This window comes from Micromonospora sp. DT31 (assembly GCF_049841795.1).
Classification (GTDB): Bacteria; Actinomycetota; Actinomycetes; order Mycobacteriales; family Micromonosporaceae; genus Micromonospora.
This window is the reverse complement of sequence record NZ_JBNCKZ010000004.1, coordinates 332,287-349,313: the sequence shown is the minus strand read 5'-3', so window position 1 is coordinate 349,313 and position 17,027 is coordinate 332,287. Positions and strand designations below refer to the sequence as shown.

The 17,027-nt window shown below is 73.7% G+C and carries 18 protein-coding genes; 10 read left to right on the top strand and 8 right to left on the bottom strand.

The window, feature by feature from the left end; all coding sequences use genetic code 11:
- Positions 1-109: 109 nt before the first annotated feature.
- Both ACLQ2X_RS10130 and ACLQ2X_RS10125 read right to left on the bottom strand, forming a co-directional pair.
- Complete coding sequence (locus ACLQ2X_RS10130; RefSeq protein WP_425680707.1) at positions 110-502, bottom strand: WhiB family transcriptional regulator; 393 nt, start codon at positions 500-502, stop codon at positions 110-112.
- A gap of 216 nt (positions 503-718) precedes the next feature.
- Positions 719-1,426: an SOS response-associated peptidase gene (locus tag ACLQ2X_RS10125; protein WP_425680706.1), complete on the bottom strand. Its 708-nt coding sequence runs from the start codon at positions 1,424-1,426 to the stop codon at positions 719-721.
- Between the two features lie 102 nt (positions 1,427-1,528).
- Here ACLQ2X_RS10125 and aroA point away from each other — a divergent pair, with 102 nt between their 5' ends.
- From aroA to ACLQ2X_RS10105, 4 genes are all read left to right on the top strand, one after another.
- Positions 1,529-2,830 (top strand): 3-phosphoshikimate 1-carboxyvinyltransferase, encoded by a 1,302-nt coding sequence (gene aroA, locus ACLQ2X_RS10120; protein ID WP_425680705.1) that lies wholly within the window; start codon positions 1,529-1,531, stop codon positions 2,828-2,830.
- 204 nt (positions 2,831-3,034) lie between these two features.
- The gene (gene rsgA, locus ACLQ2X_RS10115) at positions 3,035-3,928 is read left to right on the top strand and encodes a ribosome small subunit-dependent GTPase A (protein ID WP_425680704.1); all 894 of its coding nucleotides are present in this window, start codon (positions 3,035-3,037) and stop codon (positions 3,926-3,928) included.
- 60 nt (positions 3,929-3,988) lie between these two features.
- Complete coding sequence (hisN, locus tag ACLQ2X_RS10110; RefSeq protein WP_425680703.1) at positions 3,989-4,807, top strand: histidinol-phosphatase; 819 nt, start codon at positions 3,989-3,991, stop codon at positions 4,805-4,807.
- A 60-nt stretch (positions 4,808-4,867) separates the two neighbouring features.
- Positions 4,868-5,818: a hypothetical protein gene (locus tag ACLQ2X_RS10105; RefSeq protein ID WP_425680752.1), complete on the top strand. Its 951-nt coding sequence runs from the start codon at positions 4,868-4,870 to the stop codon at positions 5,816-5,818.
- Here ACLQ2X_RS10105 and ACLQ2X_RS10100 read toward each other — a convergent pair.
- Complete coding sequence (locus tag ACLQ2X_RS10100; RefSeq protein WP_425680702.1) at positions 5,722-6,969, bottom strand: glycosyltransferase; 1,248 nt, start codon at positions 6,967-6,969, stop codon at positions 5,722-5,724. The two genes, ACLQ2X_RS10105 and ACLQ2X_RS10100, sit on opposite strands and share 97 nt — an antisense overlap.
- 194 nt (positions 6,970-7,163) lie before the next feature.
- Between ACLQ2X_RS10100 and ACLQ2X_RS10095 the strand changes: the two genes are divergently transcribed.
- The 3 genes from ACLQ2X_RS10095 to ACLQ2X_RS10085 all read left to right on the top strand — a co-directional run bounded on the left by ACLQ2X_RS10095 (position 7,164) and on the right by ACLQ2X_RS10085 (position 9,546).
- The gene (locus tag ACLQ2X_RS10095; RefSeq protein WP_425680701.1) at positions 7,164-8,162 is read left to right on the top strand and encodes an SDR family oxidoreductase; all 999 of its coding nucleotides are present in this window, start codon (positions 7,164-7,166) and stop codon (positions 8,160-8,162) included.
- Positions 8,163-8,218: 56 nt separating this feature from the next.
- Positions 8,219-8,893, top strand: a complete 675-nt coding sequence (locus ACLQ2X_RS10090) for an ATP-binding protein (RefSeq protein WP_425680700.1) — start codon at positions 8,219-8,221, stop codon at positions 8,891-8,893.
- An 80-nt stretch (positions 8,894-8,973) separates the two neighbouring features.
- Complete coding sequence (locus ACLQ2X_RS10085; RefSeq protein WP_425680699.1) at positions 8,974-9,546, top strand: DUF5709 domain-containing protein; 573 nt, start codon at positions 8,974-8,976, stop codon at positions 9,544-9,546.
- A gap of 4 nt (positions 9,547-9,550) precedes the next feature.
- Here ACLQ2X_RS10085 and ACLQ2X_RS10080 read toward each other — a convergent pair whose 3' ends face one another.
- Positions 9,551-10,183, bottom strand: a complete 633-nt coding sequence (locus ACLQ2X_RS10080) for a response regulator (protein ID WP_425680751.1) — start codon at positions 10,181-10,183, stop codon at positions 9,551-9,553.
- 11 nt (positions 10,184-10,194) lie between these two features.
- Entirely contained in the window at positions 10,195-11,316 is a 1,122-nt protein-coding gene (macS, locus tag ACLQ2X_RS10075) for a MacS family sensor histidine kinase (protein ID WP_425680698.1), read from the bottom strand.
- Positions 11,317-11,432: 116 nt separating this feature from the next.
- Here macS and ACLQ2X_RS10070 point away from each other — a divergent pair, with 116 nt between their 5' ends.
- The gene (locus ACLQ2X_RS10070) at positions 11,433-11,903 is read left to right on the top strand and encodes an ATP-binding protein (RefSeq protein ID WP_425680697.1); all 471 of its coding nucleotides are present in this window, start codon (positions 11,433-11,435) and stop codon (positions 11,901-11,903) included.
- A gap of 13 nt (positions 11,904-11,916) precedes the next feature.
- On the opposite strand, the gene ACLQ2X_RS10065 is transcribed toward ACLQ2X_RS10070, so the two are convergent.
- Positions 11,917-12,855 carry a ribose-phosphate diphosphokinase gene (locus ACLQ2X_RS10065; protein WP_425680696.1) on the bottom strand — a complete coding sequence of 313 codons (939 nt, stop codon included), beginning with the start codon at positions 12,853-12,855 and terminating at the stop codon, positions 11,917-11,919.
- Between ACLQ2X_RS10065 and glpK the strand changes: the two genes are divergently transcribed.
- Positions 12,845-14,404: a glycerol kinase GlpK gene (gene glpK / locus ACLQ2X_RS10060; RefSeq protein WP_425680695.1), complete on the top strand. Its 1,560-nt coding sequence runs from the start codon at positions 12,845-12,847 to the stop codon at positions 14,402-14,404. The genes ACLQ2X_RS10065 and glpK overlap by 11 nt on opposite strands.
- On the opposite strand, the gene ACLQ2X_RS10055 is transcribed toward glpK, so the two are convergent.
- Positions 14,401-15,240: a phosphoribosylaminoimidazolesuccinocarboxamide synthase gene (locus ACLQ2X_RS10055; RefSeq protein ID WP_425680694.1), complete on the bottom strand. Its 840-nt coding sequence runs from the start codon at positions 15,238-15,240 to the stop codon at positions 14,401-14,403. The genes glpK and ACLQ2X_RS10055 overlap by 4 nt on opposite strands.
- A 111-nt stretch (positions 15,241-15,351) precedes the next feature.
- Here ACLQ2X_RS10055 and ACLQ2X_RS10050 point away from each other — a divergent pair, with 111 nt between their 5' ends.
- Positions 15,352-16,668, top strand: coding sequence for an ABC transporter substrate-binding protein (locus ACLQ2X_RS10050; protein WP_425680693.1), 1,317 nt, complete (start codon positions 15,352-15,354; stop codon positions 16,666-16,668).
- A gap of 9 nt (positions 16,669-16,677) precedes the next feature.
- Here ACLQ2X_RS10050 and ACLQ2X_RS10045 read toward each other — a convergent pair whose 3' ends face one another.
- A complete protein-coding gene (locus tag ACLQ2X_RS10045; protein WP_425680692.1) occupies positions 16,678-16,926 on the bottom strand; it encodes a hypothetical protein in 249 nt (82 codons plus the stop codon).
- Positions 16,927-17,027 lie beyond the last annotated feature (101 nt).

Here is a 17,027-nt window from a genome sequence, read left to right as displayed (position 1 = left end):
CTGCGCGCACCTGTCGGTTCGGCACGTCAGGGGCGGCTGCCCGGCCGTCGCGTCGGGCCGGCCTCCGGGCCGGCGCCCGCGCCCCCGGGTCGTGGGACGCGGGACCGGGTCAGCTCAGCGGCACCAGGGTGAGCAGGCGGTCCCGGACCGGCGGACCGGCCTCGTCGATCGCGTCCGGATCCGCCTGGACCTCGCCGCGCCAGGCGACCAGCATGGCCCGCCGCTCACGCGGTGTGGTGCCACCCCAGACTCCGTGACAGTCGCCCACCTCCAACGCCCAGGCCAGGCAGGAACCCTGCACGTCGCAGGTGCGGCAGAGCGCAACGGCCGCGTCGGCCGCCTCGTTCGGCGCGGGAAAGAACGTCTCCGGATCGACGTTCTGACAGGTGCCCCTGGTGCGCCACGCCTCGTCCTGCCGTCGCTCGCGCAGAGCCCGTAGCAGTCGTGGATCGCGCCGTGCGGCCGCCACCTCGTGCGGGCGGGGCATACGTGCCCGTGTCAATACAACCCACCTCCCCCGTGGGAACCGGCCAAAGATCTTCGGAAGATCCGATGGGTGTCATCCGCCCCGTGCGGATGGACGCCCATCACCGGCGCTGTGTTCTATCGCATTCGGACGCGCGGGGACAAGAGTCTTCGATAAACCTGACTGAACGTCCAGGCGACTTATCCGGCGCAACCCACGCAAACAGACACAGGCGATGGTGGCAGAGTGTGATCAGAAAAGAGTAGGTTCGGTATCGACCTCCGTGCCCGCCGGGGACCACGGGGTGATCAACTCCGGCCCGTCGTTACGGACGTCGCCGACCGCCGGGGAGACCGGGCGGATCTCCAGCCGGGCAAGCTGCCCCGCGTCGGGTGGCGTGAGCAACGCGGCCGGCTCGTCGGTCGGGCTCAGCCAGGCCGCCCAGTGCTCCGCCGCCAGCAGCAACGGCATCCGGTCGTGCACCTCGGCCAGCTCGCCGACCGCCGCCGTGGTGAGCACGCTGAACGTCAGGCGGGACCGCCCGGCCGACTCCCAGACGCTCCAGATGCCGGCGAAGGCCAGCACCGAGCCGTCCCGGGGGGTCATGAAGTAGGGCTGCCGACCGCCGTCGGCCCGGCGCACCCACTCGTACCACCCGTCGGCGGGGACCAGGCAACGGCGGCGGGCGAAGGACGGCGCGTACGCGCGGCTGGTGGCGACCGTCTCGACCCGCGCGTTGATCATGCGGGCGGCCCCGGACGCGCTACGGGACCACGGCGGGAGCAGCCCCCAACGGCCCAGCGAGAGCAGTCGGTGCCCCTCCGGGGCGAGCCGGACCAGCGGCACCGGATCGGTCGGGGCGACATTGAAGTCGGGCCCGATCCCCCCGGTCTCGTCGGACGACTCGAACAGCGCGCTCAGTTCACCGGCGCTCCGCGTCGTCGCGTACCTCCCGCACATGGCGCCCACGCTAGCCCGATCAGCGCGTTTCGGCTGTCCCGCCCAACGGGAGCGCGCCTGCGGAACGCTTCCACCGGCCGGTCGGATGGGCAGAATGTGAGCGTGAGTAATCAGACCGCGACGCCTCCGTCGCAACCGTGGACCGCGCCGAGCGCCACCGACCCGGTCGCCACGACATTGCGACTGCCCGGCTCCAAGTCCATGACCGCCCGCGCCCTGGTGCTCGGCGCGCTGGCGAGCGGGCCGTCGACGCTGACCCGGCCGCTGCGCGCCCGGGACACCGAACTGATGGCCGGCGGCCTGCGCGGACTGGGCGCTCACCTGTCGGCGTCGGACGACGACAGGTGGCTGGTCCGCCCGCATCCGCTGGTCGGGCCGGCGCACGTCGACGTCGGCCTGGCCGGCACGGTGATGCGGTTCCTGCCCCCGGTGGCCGGGCTGGCCGCCGGACGCGTCACCTTCGACGGCGACCCGCACGCCCGCACCCGCCCGCTAGGCCCGCTGATCGACGCGCTACGCATGCTCGGCGTGCGCATCGACGCCCCGGCGGCCGGCAGCCTGCCGCTCGTCGTCCTCGGCGCCGGGCGGGTCACCGGCGGCGACGTGGTGATCGACGCCTCCGCGTCCAGCCAGCTCGTCTCCGGGCTGCTGCTGGCCGCCCCCCGCTTCGACCGGGGCGTCGTGGTCCGGCACCAGGGCCCGCCGGTGCCGTCCGCACCGCACCTGCGGATGACCGTGCAGATGCTGCGCGCCGCCGGGGCGGCCGTGGACGACACCACCCCCGACGTCTGGGTGGTCGAACCGGGCCCGCTGACCGGACGCGGCTGGGAGATCGAACCGGACCTGTCCGGCGCGGCGCCGTTCTTCGCCGCCGCCCTGGTCACCGGCGGCGAGGTCACCCTCCAGGGCTGGCCGCGCGGCAGCCTCCAGCCGGTCGAGCGGCTGCGTGACCTGCTGCACCGGATGGGCGGCACGGTGACGCCGGGCACCGACGGGCTGACCGTGCGGGGCACCGGCACGGTGCGCGGGCTGGACGCCGACCTCTCCGACGTGGGCGAGCTCACGCCGGTGCTGACCGCGCTCACGCTGCTGGCCGACGGCCCCTCCCGGCTCACCGGCATCGGCCACATCCGGGGCCACGAATCCGACCGGGTGACCGCGCTGGCCAAGGAGTTCACCGCGCTCGGCGCGGACATCACCGAGACCCGCGACGGCCTGGAGATCCGCCCGCGGCCGCTGCGCGGCGGCACGTTCCGCACGTACGCCGACCACCGGATGGCCCACGCCGCCGCGGTCGCCGGACTCGTCGTCCCCGGCATCGAGGTCGACGACGTGGCGTGCACCTCCAAGACCATGCCGGACTTCCCGGCACTATGGTCGGGGATGGTGACCGGCAAGAACTGACAGCGGGGGGACGTCCTGGCGACCAAGCGGCGGGAGTACGACGAGGACGACGTACGGGTCAGGCCCGGCCGGTCGTCGCGCCCGCGTACCCGCACCCGGCCCCGGCACACCGACGCCGTCGACGGCTTCGTCATCGCCGTCGACCGGGGTCGCTACACGTGCGTACTGCCGGGCACCGGACCGGACGCGCCGCTCGTCACCGCCATGCGCGCCCGGGAACTGGGACGCAAATCCGTGGTGGTGGGTGACCGGGTCGGGCTGGTCGGCGACACCTCAGGGGCCGCCGGCGCGCTGGCCCGCATCGTGCGCATCGCCGAACGGACCTCGGTGCTGCGGCGCACCGCCGACGACGACGACACCACCGCCGAGGGGCGGCTGGAGCGGGTGGTGGTGGCCAACGCCGACCAGTTGGTGATCGTCAGCGCGCTTGCCGACCCGCCCCCGCGCACCGGGTTCATCGACCGCTGCCTGGTGGCCGCGTACGACGCGGGCATCGAACCGCTGCTCTGCCTCACCAAGGCCGACCTGGCCGGCCCGGAGGCGGTGCTCGGCTACTACACCGAGCTGGAACTGCCGTACGTGCTGATCCGCCCGGACTCCGAACTGACCGCGCTGCGTGCCCTGCTCGCCGGCCGGATCTCGGTGATGGTGGGCCACTCCGGGGTGGGCAAGTCGACGCTCGTCAATCGGCTCGTCCCGGCGGCGGAGCGAGCGGTGGGCACGGTGAGCGCGATCGGCCGCGGCCGGCACACCTCCACCAGCGCGGTGGCGTTGCGGCTGCCCCCACCGCCCGACCCGCAAGGCGACCCGGGCTGGATCGTCGACACCCCGGGAGTACGCAGCTTCGGGTTGGCCCACGTCTCCGCGGAGAGCCTGCTGCACGGCTTCTCCGACCTGGTCGAGGCGACTGTGGACTGCCCGGGAAACTGCCCGCACACCGCCGACGAGGCGGACTGCGCGTTGGACGCGTGGGTGGCCGACGGCCGGGCCGATCCGCGCCGACTCGCCTCGTACCGGCGGCTGCTGGCCTCGCGCAGCGGCGAGGGCGACCCGCGTGAGCCGGAGCGCAACCCCGGCGACCCGCTCGCCGGGTCCTGACCGGCGGGTCGCCGGCCACCCGCCGTCGCCGGGCGCGCCGCCGGCACTAGCGTGTCGGGCATGACCGGGTACGCCGACGACCTCGCCCTCGCCCACCTGCTCGCCGACGCCGCCGATGCCGTGTCCTCGGCCCGCTTCCGCGCCCTGGACCTGCGGGTGGAGTCCAAGCCGGACCTGACCCCGGTCTCCGATGCGGACACCGCCGTGGAACGTGCGATCCGCGCGTTGCTGGCCACCCACCGTCCCACCGACGGCCTGCTCGGCGAGGAGTACGGGGAGCAGCCGCCGGCCGGCCCGGACGGCCGGCGCTGGGTGGTCGACCCGATCGACGGGACGAAGAACTTCGTCCGGGGCGTGCCCGTCTGGGCCACGTTGATCGCCTTGCTGGAAGGCGACCGGCCGGTGCTCGGCCTGGTCTCCGCGCCGGCGCTGGGCCGGCGCTGGTGGGGCGCGTCGGGCGTGGGCGCGTTCGCCGGTCCGGGCCCGGACGAAGGATCACCGATCCGGGTCTCCGGCGTCGCGACGCTCGCCGACGCCAGCATCTGCTACTCGTCGCTGACCGGATGGGAGCAGGCCGGGCGGTTGGACGCGATGCTGCAGCTCATGCGGGACAGCTGGCGCAGCCGCGCGTACGGCGACTTCTACGGCTACGTGTTGCTGGCCGAGGGGGCGCTGGACGTGATGGTCGAGCCGGAACTGTCGCTGTGGGACATCGCCGCGCTGGTGCCGATCGTCACCGAGGCCGGCGGCCGGTTCACCGATCTGGCCGGGCGTCCGGCACCGGCCGGCACGGACCCGGCCGACCTCAGCGCCGTGGCCAGCAACGCGTCGTTGCACGGCGACATCCTGGCCCGGCTCGGGCGGCCGGCCGAGCGGTGAGGCCGGGGGAACCTCTATCCTCGCCAGGTGGTGTCCTCCGGCTGGTGTTTTCTCGCGGCGATGATCGTCGCGTACGGCTTCGCCAACCTTCTCCAGTCGGTGGCCGCCGCGCGGACCAGCGTGCACCACACGTTCGATCCCGGGCTGCTGCTGCGGCTCGCCGGTCAGCGGACGTACCTGATCGGGTTGGCCTGCCAGGTCGTCGGCTTCGTGCTGGCGTTCCTGGCGCGCCGTGACCTGCCGCTGTTCCTGGTCCAGGCCAGCGTGGCGGCCGGGCTCGGGGTGACCGCCGTGCTCGGTGTGCTGGTGCTCAAGTGGCGGCTGCCGATGGCCGAGATGGCGCTGCTGGTCCTGCTGTTCGCCGGCATCACCGCACTGGTGCTCTCGGCCGAGCCGGCGACCTCGCGACCGCTGGGCACCGCCGGGCTGATCGGTCTGGTGGTGGCGCTCGGCGGGATCGCCGTGTCCGGTTTCTTCGCCGCCCGGCTGCACGGGGCGACCGGGTCGGTGGTGCTCGGCTCGCTGGCCGGGATGGCGTTCTCCGCCGCCGCGGTGGCGGCCCGCCCGTTGGCCTCGGCCGACTCGGTCGAGGCGTTCGCCCGGGACCCGCTGCTCTACCTGCTCGTCGCCCACTCGGTGGTCGGGCAGCTCCTGCTCGGTCTCGCCATGCAGCGCGGGTCGACCACGGCGGCGGTGGCCGCGATGGACGCCGCCGGCGCGGTTCCGGCGGCGGTCGTCGGGCTGCTGCTGCTCAACGACAAGATCTGGCCCGGCCGGGAGTGGCTGGCGGGCCTCGGCTTCCTGGTGACGCTGGCCGCCGTTGTCGGGTTGACCCGGTACGCCGAGCCGCAGCACCACCACGCGAGCACCCGGGAGCGCCCGCGGGCGCAGCTCGGGGCGGCGGTGGTGCCGGTTCAGGCCGCCTCGACCGGCCCGCGCTCGGAGACGGCCACCTCGACCGGCGGCGGCTCGGTCGGCGTGGGACGGCGGCGCCCGATCACCCGCTCGTAGAGGCGTTCCAGCGCCACGGCGGTGCGTTCCCAGGTGTAGCTGCACCGGACCCGGTCCACCGCGGCGTGGCCGTAGGCGAACCGTCCGGCGTTGTCGCTGAGCAGCCGACGCAGGGTCATGCCCAGCGTGCGTACGTCGCCCGGCGTCACGAGCTTGCCGGTCACCTCGTCGACCACCGCGTCGGCGATGCCACCCATGGCGTAGCCGACCACAGGTACGCCGCAGGCCATCGCCTCCAGCGACACCCGACCGGCGGACGCGTAGTGCGGGGTGCAGGCAACCACGTCCGCGGAGCGGTACCAGGTGGCCATCTGGTCGTGCGGGACGGCCCCGACCAGCTTCACCTGTTCCGCCACCCCGGCGCGTTCAGCCAGCTCGCGCAGCCGGCGTGCCTCGGCGTGCCCGGCCAGCCGGTCGGCGGGAGGCCCACCGGCGATGATCAGCTCGGCGTCGCCGATCAGGCGCATCGCCCGGATCAGGTCGTCCTGCCCGTGCCCGGGTGCCAGCGCGTTGACGGAGAGGATCCGGGGGCGCTGGTCCCGGGGGGCGGCCTCGCCGTCGGGGTGGAACTGCCCGGTGTCCACGCCGGTCGGCACCATCGCCACCGAGGCGCGTTGCAGCCCCATCCGGGTCAGCTCGTCGACCTCGTCGTTGCTCTGGGCGACCGCGACGTCCACGGCGCGGGTCAGCGCCCGCTCCAACGGGATCCGCTCGCCCGGCCCGCGGTAGCCGCGGCCGAGGTGGCGTAGTTGTTCGAGGCCGAGGGAGTGGAACGTCTGCACCACCGGGATGTCGGTCGCGCGGACCGCGTGCGCGGCGGCCAGGCCGCCCACCCAGTAGTGGCCGTGCACCACGTCGGGCACCCAGTCGGCGCTCCACTGCCCGGCCAGCCAGCGGCCGTACTCGGACAGGTAGGGCACGAGTTCGGCGGTGGGGAGCAGGTCCGGTGGTCCGACCGGGACGCGCTCGACCCGGTAACCGTCCAGGTCGATCAGGGCCGGTTGGCCGGCGGCGTCGCGGCGTTCGTACACCCGGACGTCGTGGCCCCGGGCGGCGAGTTCCGCCGCCACACGCGCAACGTGCTCCTGGGTCCCGACGGTGGGACCGTCGGTGGTCGAGCCGGCGTGCGCGCATACAAGGCCGACGCGCATGGTGCACCTCCATGCGTTTCTCTCTGGCTGGGGTTTCCAGTCAGAGGGTCCCATTAACCCGGGGCCGGTGCGCCCAAACCTGACAGATCGGTGGCCCGCCGGCCGGCCGTCCCGTGGGCGGGACAGGGTGACCGAAGCCGATCACGGACGGAATCGGTCGGCATGAGCGACCGGCCCAGGGGTACCGCTTTGGTATGCCTCTGACCCGCACCCTCGGCGACGCCGCAGTCGTCATCACCGGCGCTTCCAGCGGAATCGGCGCGGCCACCGCGTACGCGCTGGCCCGCCGGGGAGCCGACGTGGTGCTCGCCGCCCGGACCGAGGCGGCGCTGCGGCAGGTCGCCGCGCACTGCCGCGACCTGGGCGGACGCGCTCTGGTGGTGCCCACCGACGTGACGGACGCGGAGGCGGTCGAGCGGCTGGCGGCGCGGGCGGCGGGCGAGTTCGGCCGGATCGACGCCTGGATCAACAACGCGGCCGTGGGCACGGTGGGGTTGTTCGACGAGATCCCGATGGCCGAGTTCCGCCGGGTGGTCGAGGTGAACCTGATGGGCACCGTGTACGGCACCCGGGCCGCGTTGCCGTGGCTGACGGCGGCCGGCGGCGGGGTGCTCGTCAACAACGCGTCGGTGCTGGCCGAGGTGGCGATGCCCTACCAGTCGGCGTACAACGCGACCAAGCACGCGGTCCGCGGGCTGGCCGACACGGTCCGGCAGGAACTGCGGGTCACCGGCCGGGGGAACATCTCGGTCTGTACCGTGCTGCCGGCCACCGTCGACACCCCGTTCTTCCGGCACGCGGCCAACCACACCGGGCGGAAGCTGACCCCGCCTCCACCTGTGTACCCGCCGGAGATGGTCGCCGAGACGATCGTCCGGCTGCTGCGCCGGCCCCGGCGGGAGGCGTACGCGGGCGGTGCGGCCCGGCTGATCGGGTTGCAGTGGCGGCTCGCCCCGGCGTTGGCCGAACGGGCGCTGGGCTGGTACGCCGCCCGTACCCAGTTCGGCCCCGGCATGCGTCCCGAGGCCACCGGCGCGGTCTTCACCGCGAACGCGGCGGCCGAGCGGACCGACGGCTGGTCCGGTCGACGCGGGCAGGTGCTGCGGTTCACCGCGGCAGTCGGGTTGGCGGCCGGCACCGCGGTCGGTACGGCCGCGGCGATAAGTAGGCGCTCCCGGGCCGGCCGACCGTGAGTCCCGTCGAGCGGACCGGTGCTCGCGGGCCCATCGAGGTGCACAATGGGGCGATCATGCCGAGGGACGTGCGTTGCCTGGTGGAGCTCGACGAGCGCTCACCGACGGTCCGGCTGACCGGCGTGCTCGACCGGGCCGGGGTGCGGGATGTGACGGCCGCGCTGCTGACCCGGCTCTGGCAGCGGCCGGGGACGGCGTGTGTCGACCTGTCCGGGGTGCGGATGCCGGACCCGTTGGCCCGGGACGCGTTGGACGAGCTCTGCCGGGCCGTCGCCGACTGGCCCGCGACCGAGCTGAGGCTCGACCCGACCGACGCACCGACCGCCGGCCCGCCGCCGGATCTGCTCGACGCCGAACTGCCTCCGGTGGCCGAGGCGGCCCGTCAGGCGCGGGCGCTTGTGACAGGTGGGTGCGTCCGGTGGGGTTTGCCGGAGTTGGTCGAGCCGGCCTGCATCGCGGTCACCGAGATGGTCAACAACGTGGTGGCGCACGCCGCGACCCCGATGACGCTGCGGCTGGCACCGCGGGGCAGCTCGTTGCATCTGGCCGTCCGCGACCACTGCGTCGAGCGGCCCAGCTATGCGGGACCGGCGCCGGTGGAGGCGACGGGTGGGCGGGGCCTGCTCCTGATCGACACGATGGCCCGACGGTGGGGCAGCACGCCGCTGCCGGACGGAAAGGTGGTCTGGTGCGTACTGTGCGCCGAGGACGAGGCGGCGAGCCGCAACTGAGGTGCCCTTTCGCCCCGTTCCTCCCGATCCGACGCGCCGATCGCGGTTAGTGCGGCGAGCGCAGTGGGTAGTTCCCGGTCATGCGCGACGACGAGTACCCCACCCCCGTGTCCGACCCCGAGGCGCAGGGCCTGCCCGACACCGCCGACGACGACTCCACCGCCAACGACGACGTGCTGAGCGGTCGCGAGGCGGACGGCCCGGACCCGGCCCAGATCCCGGGCGACCGTACGCCGGTGGCCGTGGACCGGTTCGGCACCACGGCGGAGGAACAGCTCGACGGCGAGTCGCTGGACTACAAACTCCAGCGCGAGCAGTACGAGCGTCCCGCCGACGACCCTCTCGCCGCCCCGGTCGACCCGGCCATCGCCGCCGAGGCGGACAGCGAGGAGGCCGCCGCGCAGGCCCAGCTCGACGCCGACGTGATCGACCCGGGCCCGGTCTCCGACCCGGACTCCCCGGTCTCGATCTACGACCACGGCCAGCTCGGCACCGTGGCCGACCACCAGGTGGGCCGGCTGGTCGAAGCGGACGAGGGAGCGCACACCGACCAGGAGACGGACAACGTCGCCTACGACGCCGGTGCCGCGGGTGGCGGAGCCAGCGCGGAGGAACTGGCGGTGCACGAGACCCAGCCGCCGGAGGCGCGCTGACCGCTCAGCCGTCCAGGCCCCGCTCGATGGCGTACCTGGTCAACTCGACCCGGTTGTGCAGTTGCAGCTTGCCGAGCGTGTTCTGCACGTGGTTCTGCACCGTCCGGTGGGACAGGCCCAGCCGTTCGGCGATCTGCTTGTAGGACAACCCCTTCGCGACCAGACGCAGCACCTCGGTCTCCCGTTCGGTGAGCCGGGGTGCTTCGTCGTCGGGGGTGGACGGCGCGGCGGCGAGCCGCCGGTACTCCCCCAGCACCAGTCCGGCCAGGCCCGGCGTGAAAACCGGATCACCGGCGGCGGCCCGCCGTACCGCGTCCAGGAACTCCGCCGGCCCGGCCGACTTGATCAGGTAGCCGGTGGCGCCGGCCTTCACCGCGTCCAGCACGCCCTGCGGCTCGCCGCTGGCCGACAGCATGAGCACCCGCACCTGCGGCAACGCGGCGCGCAACCCCTGGATCACCTCGACACCTGAGATGTCCGGCAGTTGCAGGTCGAGCACCACCAGGTCGGGGCGCGTGGCCGCGGCCACGCGCACCGCCTGCCGCCCCGACCCGCTGGTCGCCACCACCTCGTGACCCGCCTCGGTCAGGTCACGGGCCACGCCCTCGCGCCACATCGGGTGGTCGTCGACCACCATCACCCGGATGCTCACCGGCGGTTCCTCGGCACGACCAGCTCGATCTCGGTGCCGGTGCCCGGCGCGGAGACGATGCGCACCTCGCCGCCCAGGTCGGCCACCCGGCCCCGGATGGACTGCGCCATCCCGAGCCGCCCCTGCGCGGCGGCCTCCGCCAGCCGCCCTTCCGGAATTCCGGGCCCCTCGTCGCGTACCGAGACGGTCACCGTCTCCTCCTCGTCCTCGATCAACACCCACGCCCGCCCACCGGCGTGCCGGGCCACGTTGTCCAGCGCCGCACCGACCGCCGCGGCCAGCTCTCCGGCGGCCCGCGTGGGCAGGGGAACCGGGGTGGCCGGCGCGGCCACCCCGACCGTCGCCGAGGCGTACCGTTCGATCAGGTCGCGCAGGTCCTGCTCGCCGCCCACCGGGTCCGCCGGCGCGCCGGCCCGGCTGATCAGCGCCCGCAGCGCGGCTTCCTGCTCCCCGGCCAGCCGGGCCAGCTCGGCCCCCTCACCGTCCAGGTCGGCGCCGCGGCGCCGGACCAGCGCGAGCACCTGGAGCACCGAGTCGTGGATGTCGCGGGCCAGCCGATCCCGCTCCCGGGTGGCTGCCTCCAACTCCACCGCCCGTTGCAGCCGCTGTTCCGCCCGCACCGCCAGCCGGGCCACGTGCCCGACCACCACCCCCGCCAGCAGCAGGAGGATGGCCCCGGTCAACGACGACGGGCTGATCCGGTCGCGGGCGGCCAGGTCGGCGCCGCCGAGCACCAGCGCCGCCACCGCGCCGCGCCGCCGGCCGCCGGAGACCGCCCACGCCAGCACCGGCCCGGCAAGCCAGACCGCGGTCAGCATCGGCACCCCCGCGGCGAGCGCGGCGCGGCCGACCACCCACGGGGTGACCAGGACCATCGCCAGCACCACGCCGAGGTCCGCCAGCAGCAGCGGCCAGCGCCGGCCGGCGGGACGCCGGTAGCCGGCCGCGGTCACGCCGGTCCAGGCCAGCATCGCCAGCAGGACGGCGCCCGCGGCGAGCGGGTGCGCGTAGCGGTCGCCGTCGCGCAGCACGAGCAGCCCGACGTACGCCAGGGCGGCGAACCGGAAGACGGCGATGGACCGCCACAACGGGCCCTCAAGGCCGGAGGACGACGGCATGGCCGCCACCCTGCCACAGCCGGTCCAGGGCGTAGCGGCGGGTGCGGCCCGGAAAATACTGACGTACGGTGGAAAAGCCACGAAAGTCGTCGCGAATGATCGTCGGGACGAGGGTCATGACAGACGCAGAACTCCCCGCACCGCGTACGGTTGTGCCCATCGAACCCTCCCTCCTCCTCGCCGCGGCCTTCGACCAGGCCCAGGTGACCGAACTACGACACTCGGTCACCGCCCAGGCGCGCACCGTCGGGCTGACCGGTCAACGCCTCGACGACTTCGTGCTGGCGATCAACGAGCTGATCACCAACGCGGTCCGGCACGGCGGCGGGCGAGGCCGGCTGCGGCTCTGGCACCGGGGCGGCGACCTGGTCTGCGAGGTGGCCGACCACGGCCAGGGAATCAGCGAACGGCGACTGCGCGACCGCGACCGGCCCACCCCGGAGACCGCCGGCGGCTGGGGTCTCTGGCTGGCCCGGGAGCTCAGCGACACCATGGAGGTCGACAGCGGCGACGCCGGCACGATCGTGCGGATCACCGCCGCGCTCGACGTCCGGCAGCCCGCCAGCCGCCGCCCGACCGACGGCTGACCGGGCGCCGCCGTCAGCCGAACAGGGCACTCACCGACTCCCCGTTGTGGATCCGCCGCATCGCCTCGGCCAGGGCCGGCGCCACCGAGAGCACCGTCAGGTTCGGCACCCGCTTCTCCACCGGGATCGGCACCGTGTTGGTGCAGACGATCTCCAGCACACCCTCCTCCTTGCCGAGCCGCTCCAACGCGTCGGCGGAGAACAGCCCGTGCGTGCAGGCCAGCCGGATCGACCGGACCCGCCGCTCGCGCAGATGCGAGATCAGCTCGATCACCGTGCTGCCCTTGGCGATCTCGTCGTCCAGCACGATCACGTCCCGGTCGGCCACCTCGCCGATGATCGTGCTGATCTGCACCCGGTCGTCGCTGAACCGCTGCTTCGCGCCGGCCGCCACAGGCGTGCCCAGCATCCGGGCGAACGCGGCGGCCTGCTTGGCGTTGCCCAGGTCCGGCGAGACCACCACCGCGTTGTCAAGGTCGTACCCGGCGAAATGAGCGGCCAGCTCACGCAGGGCGTGCAGGTGGTCCACCGGGACGCTGAAGAAGCCGTGCACCTGCGGCGAGTGCAGCGTCATGGCCAGCACCCGGTGCGCGCCGGCCGAGGTGAGCAGGTCGGCGACGAGCCGCCCGCCGATGGAGATGCGCGGCGCGTCCTTCTTGTCCGACCGGGCGTACGCGTAGTGCGGCAGGACCACGGTGATCCGGGCGGCCGAGGCCCCCCGGGCCGCGTCGATCATGAGGAGCAGCTCGACCAGGTGCTCCTGCACCGGCGGCACCAACGGTTGGATGAGGAAGACGTCCCGCTCCCGGCAGTTCGCCTGCAACTGCACCTCAAGGCAGTCGTTGGCGAACCGCGACACCCGCACCGGGTGCAGCGGGACGGCGAGGTGGGCACAGATCTCGGCGGCGAGGTCAGGGTGGGCAGTTCCGCTGAACACGGCAATGTCACGCACGTCTGGTGATCGTACGGGTCGGTCGGCGGAGGCGGCGACCGTTCCCGGCGGGTACGGTGCAGCCGTGACCGGAGAGCATGTCGCCGCCATCGACCAGGGCACCACATCCTCGCGCTGCATCGTGTTCGACCGGGCCGGCGAGATCGTCGCCGTGGCCCAGCGCGAGCACCGGCAGATCTTCCCGCGACCGGGTTGGGTCGAGCACGACGCCGGCGAGATCTGGACCAACGTCGAGCAGGTGGTACGCGAGGCGCTGGCCACCGCCGGCATCGGTCCCGGGCACCTGGCCGCGGTGGGCATCACCAACCAGCGGGAGACGACCGTCGTCTGGGACCGGGTCACCGGCCACCCGGTGGCCAACGCGATCGTCTGGCAGGACACCCGCACCGACCCGCTGCTGCGCGAACTCGCCGAGACGTACGACGCGGAGCGGCTACGCGCCCGCACCGGCCTGACCCTGGCCACCTACTTCGCCGGCCCGAAGCTGCGCTGGCTGCTCGACCACGTCGACGGGCTGCGCGCCCGGGCCGAACGCGGCGAGGTGCTGTTCGGCACCATGGACAGCTGGCTGATCTGGAAACTGACCGGCCGGCACGTCACCGACGTGACGAACGCCAGCCGCACCCTGCTGATGGACCTGGGCACCCTCGACTGGTGCCCGGAGCTGCTCGACGCGCTGCGGATCCCGGCCGCGATGCTGCCCGAGATCCGCAGCTCGGCCGAGGTGTACGGCACCGCCGAAGGCGTCCTCGCCGGCGTGCCGGTGGCCAGCGCGCTCGGCGACCAGCAGGCCGCCCTGTTCGGACAGACCTGCTTCCAGCCCGGCGAGGCCAAGTGCACCTACGGCACCGGCAGCTTCCTGCTCCTCAACACCGGTGCCAGTCCGGTGCCGTCGCGGCACGGCCTGCTCACCACCGTGGCCTACCGGATCGAGGGCCAACCCGCCGCGTACGCGTTGGAGGGCGCGATCGCGGTCACCGGCTCACTGGTGCAGTGGCTGCGCGACAACCTCGGCCTGATCTCCACCGCCCCACAGGTGGAGGAGCTGGCCCGAACGGTCGACGACAACGGCGGCTGTTACGTGGTGCCGGCCTTCTCCGGCCTGTTCGCCCCGCACTGGCGCAGCGACGCCCGGGGCGTGATCGCCGGGCTGACCGGTTACATCACCAAGGGACACCTGGCCCGTGCGGTGCTGGAGGCGTCCGCCTTCCAGACCCGGGAGGTGGTCGACGCGATGAACGCCGACTCCGACGTGGCGCTGCGCCGGCTGCGGGTGGACGGCGGGATGACCGGCAACACGCTGCTCATGCAGTTCCTCGCCGACGTGCTGGACGTGCCGGTCGTCCGGTCCCGGATCACCGAGACGACGTGCCTCGGTGCCGCGTACGCCGCCGGCCTGGCCGTCGGTTTCTGGCCCGACCTGGCCACGCTGCGGGACAAGTGGCGCTCCGACGCGCAGTGGGAGCCGGCGATGGACCCGGCGCACCGGCAGCGTGAGCTGCGCCAGTGGCACAAGGCCGTGCAGCGCACCCTGAACTGGGAGGACTAGGAGCCTTCCCAGCGGTTGCCGGTGAGCTTCTCGTACACCTCGACGTACCGGGCCCGGGTCGCCTCGACCACGTCGGCCGGCACCTCCGGCGCGGGCGGCTGCCGGTTCCACCCGGCGGCGGTGGCCCAGTCCCGCACGTACTGCTTGTCGTAGGAGAACTGGGCGCGGCCCGGCTGGTAGGACTCGGCCGGCCAGAACCGGGACGAGTCGGAGGTGAGCACCTCGTCGGCGAGCACCAGCGTGCCGTCCGGCGCCCGGCCCAGCTCCAGCTTCGTGTCGGCGATCAGAATGCCCCGCTCGGCGGCGATCTCCGCACCCCGGCGGTAGACGTCGATGGTGATCTGCCGCAGCCGCTCCGCGGTCTCCGCGCCGACCTTGTCGACCACCTGCTCGTAGGTCATCGGCTCGTCGTGCTCGCCCATCGGCGCCTTGGTCGTCGGCGTGAAGATCGGCTCGGGCAGGATCGACGCCTCCACCAGGCCCCGGGGCAGCGCCACCCCGCAGACCGAGCCGGTGCGCTGGTACTCGGCGAAGCCGCTCCCGGTCAGGTAGCCCCGGGCCACGCACTCGACAGGCACCATCTCCAACCGCCGGCACCGGATCGCCCGGCCGGCGAACTCGGCCGGCACGTCGGTCGCGGAGATCACGTGGTGCGGCACCAGATCCGACACCTGCGCGAACCACCACAGCGACAGCGCGGTGAGAAGACGGCCCTTGTCCGGGATCGGGGTCGGCAGCACCACGTCGTAGATGGAGACGCGGTCGGAGGCGACCAGGATCAGGTCCTCGCCGTCGGCGTAGACGTCCCGGACCTTGCCCGAGTGCAGAAGTTCCACGGCGCTAGTAGACCACGTCCGCCGGGCGCCGCCCGCCGCCCGCCCACCCGCCGTTGACACGTCGCCGGGAGCCGGTGAAATGATCCCTTGCACCCCACCTTCGGAGAGACCGTGAGCGCTCGACAGTCCGTACCCCGTACCGGGTTCGACCGGCGGCGGTTCCTCGGCGCGCTCACCGGGCTGCCGCTGCTGGCCGGCGGGCTCGCCGGGTGCGGGCCGGAGGAGGCGGCGAGCGACGACGGCCCGGTCGAGCTGTCGGTGTTCTGGTGGGGCGGCAAGGCCCGGGCCGAGGCCACCGAGCGGGCGCTGCGGCTCTACACGCAGCAGAACCCCCGGGTCAGCTTCCGGGTCACCTGGCAGGGACTGGGCGGCTACTACGACCGGCTCGCCACCCAGGCCACCGGCGGCAACCCCCCGGACCTGTTCCAGATCGACGACACCCTGCTCAGCGAGTACGCCGGCCGGGAGATCCTGCTCGACCTCGACCGGTACGCCGCCGACGACCGGCTCGACCTGCGTGAGGTGCCGGAACAGTTGGCCCGCTACGGCCGGGTGGACGAGCGGACGGTGGCGGTGCCGGCCGCGCAGACCAGCGCAGCGCTGGTGTTCAACCGGACGCTGCTGCGCCGGCTGGACCAGCCCGAACCGCGTACCGGGATGTCCTGGAAGGAGTACGCGCGCTGGGCCGGCCGGGTCACCCGCGCCTCCGGCAACCGGGTGGCCGGCACCATGGACCCCTCCGGTGACTACCGGGCGCTCTGGCTCTGGCTACGCGGCCAGGGCAACGAGCTGTACCAGAGCCGGCAACTCGGCTTCGGCTCGGCCGAGCTGCTCGACTGGTTCGAGTTCTGGGAGGTCGCCCGCCTGGACCGGGCCACCCCCAGCGCCGCCCTGGTCGAGCAGGCGGACAGCGGGGAACCGGCCCGCCAGCTCGTCGTCACCGGCCACAGCGCGGCCTCCTTCGCCTGGTCGCACCAGCTCCCCGAGCTGCAACGCCTGACCGACGACGAGCTGGCCCTGGCCGCGTTCCCCGGCACGCCCGCCGCCCAGTGGCCCCGGGCGTCGATGTACTGGGCCGGCTTCCGGGGCACCCGGCACCCTTCCGCGGTGGTGGACGTACTCAACTTCCTGACCACGAACGTCGCCGCGGGCCGCCTCCTCGGCGTCGACCGGGGCCTGAACGCCAGCAGGCAGGTCCGCGGCTACGTCATGGCGGACGTGACCGAACGGGCCGGGAAACGCGTGGCCGCGCTCGGGGCGGAGCTCGACGGGTTGGCCGGCCCGTCGCCCGCTCCGCCGCCGAAGGGGCACGCCACGGTGCGTGCCCTGCTCATGGAGGCGGCCGAGAGCATCCGCGGCAAGCGCTCGGGTGCCCGCGCGGCGACGTCGCGGTTCATGGCCCGGGCGAACGCCGCGCTGGCCCAGTGATCCCTCGCGTCAGCGCGGCGGACGGTTGCGCCGCCCACGGGTGAGCAGCAGGACCAGCACCACGATGCCGCCGACCACCACCAGGCAGCAGAGCAGTCCGACGACCCCGAACCCGCCACGGGAGCGCCGACGCGCGGCCTCCACCACGATCTCACCGGTACCGGAGGACGCCCAGGCCGCGACCGGTACGAACACCGAGAGCACGACCGTACCGAGGACCGCGCCCAGGCGGCCCCACCACTTGTTCCACTCAGACATGCCCCTCATCTTCGCGCAGAGGCGCAACCGGGGCACGCCAGACGATGCCAGAAACGGCGAAAGGCCCCGGAGCGAACTCCGGGGCCTTTCCGCACGAGTAG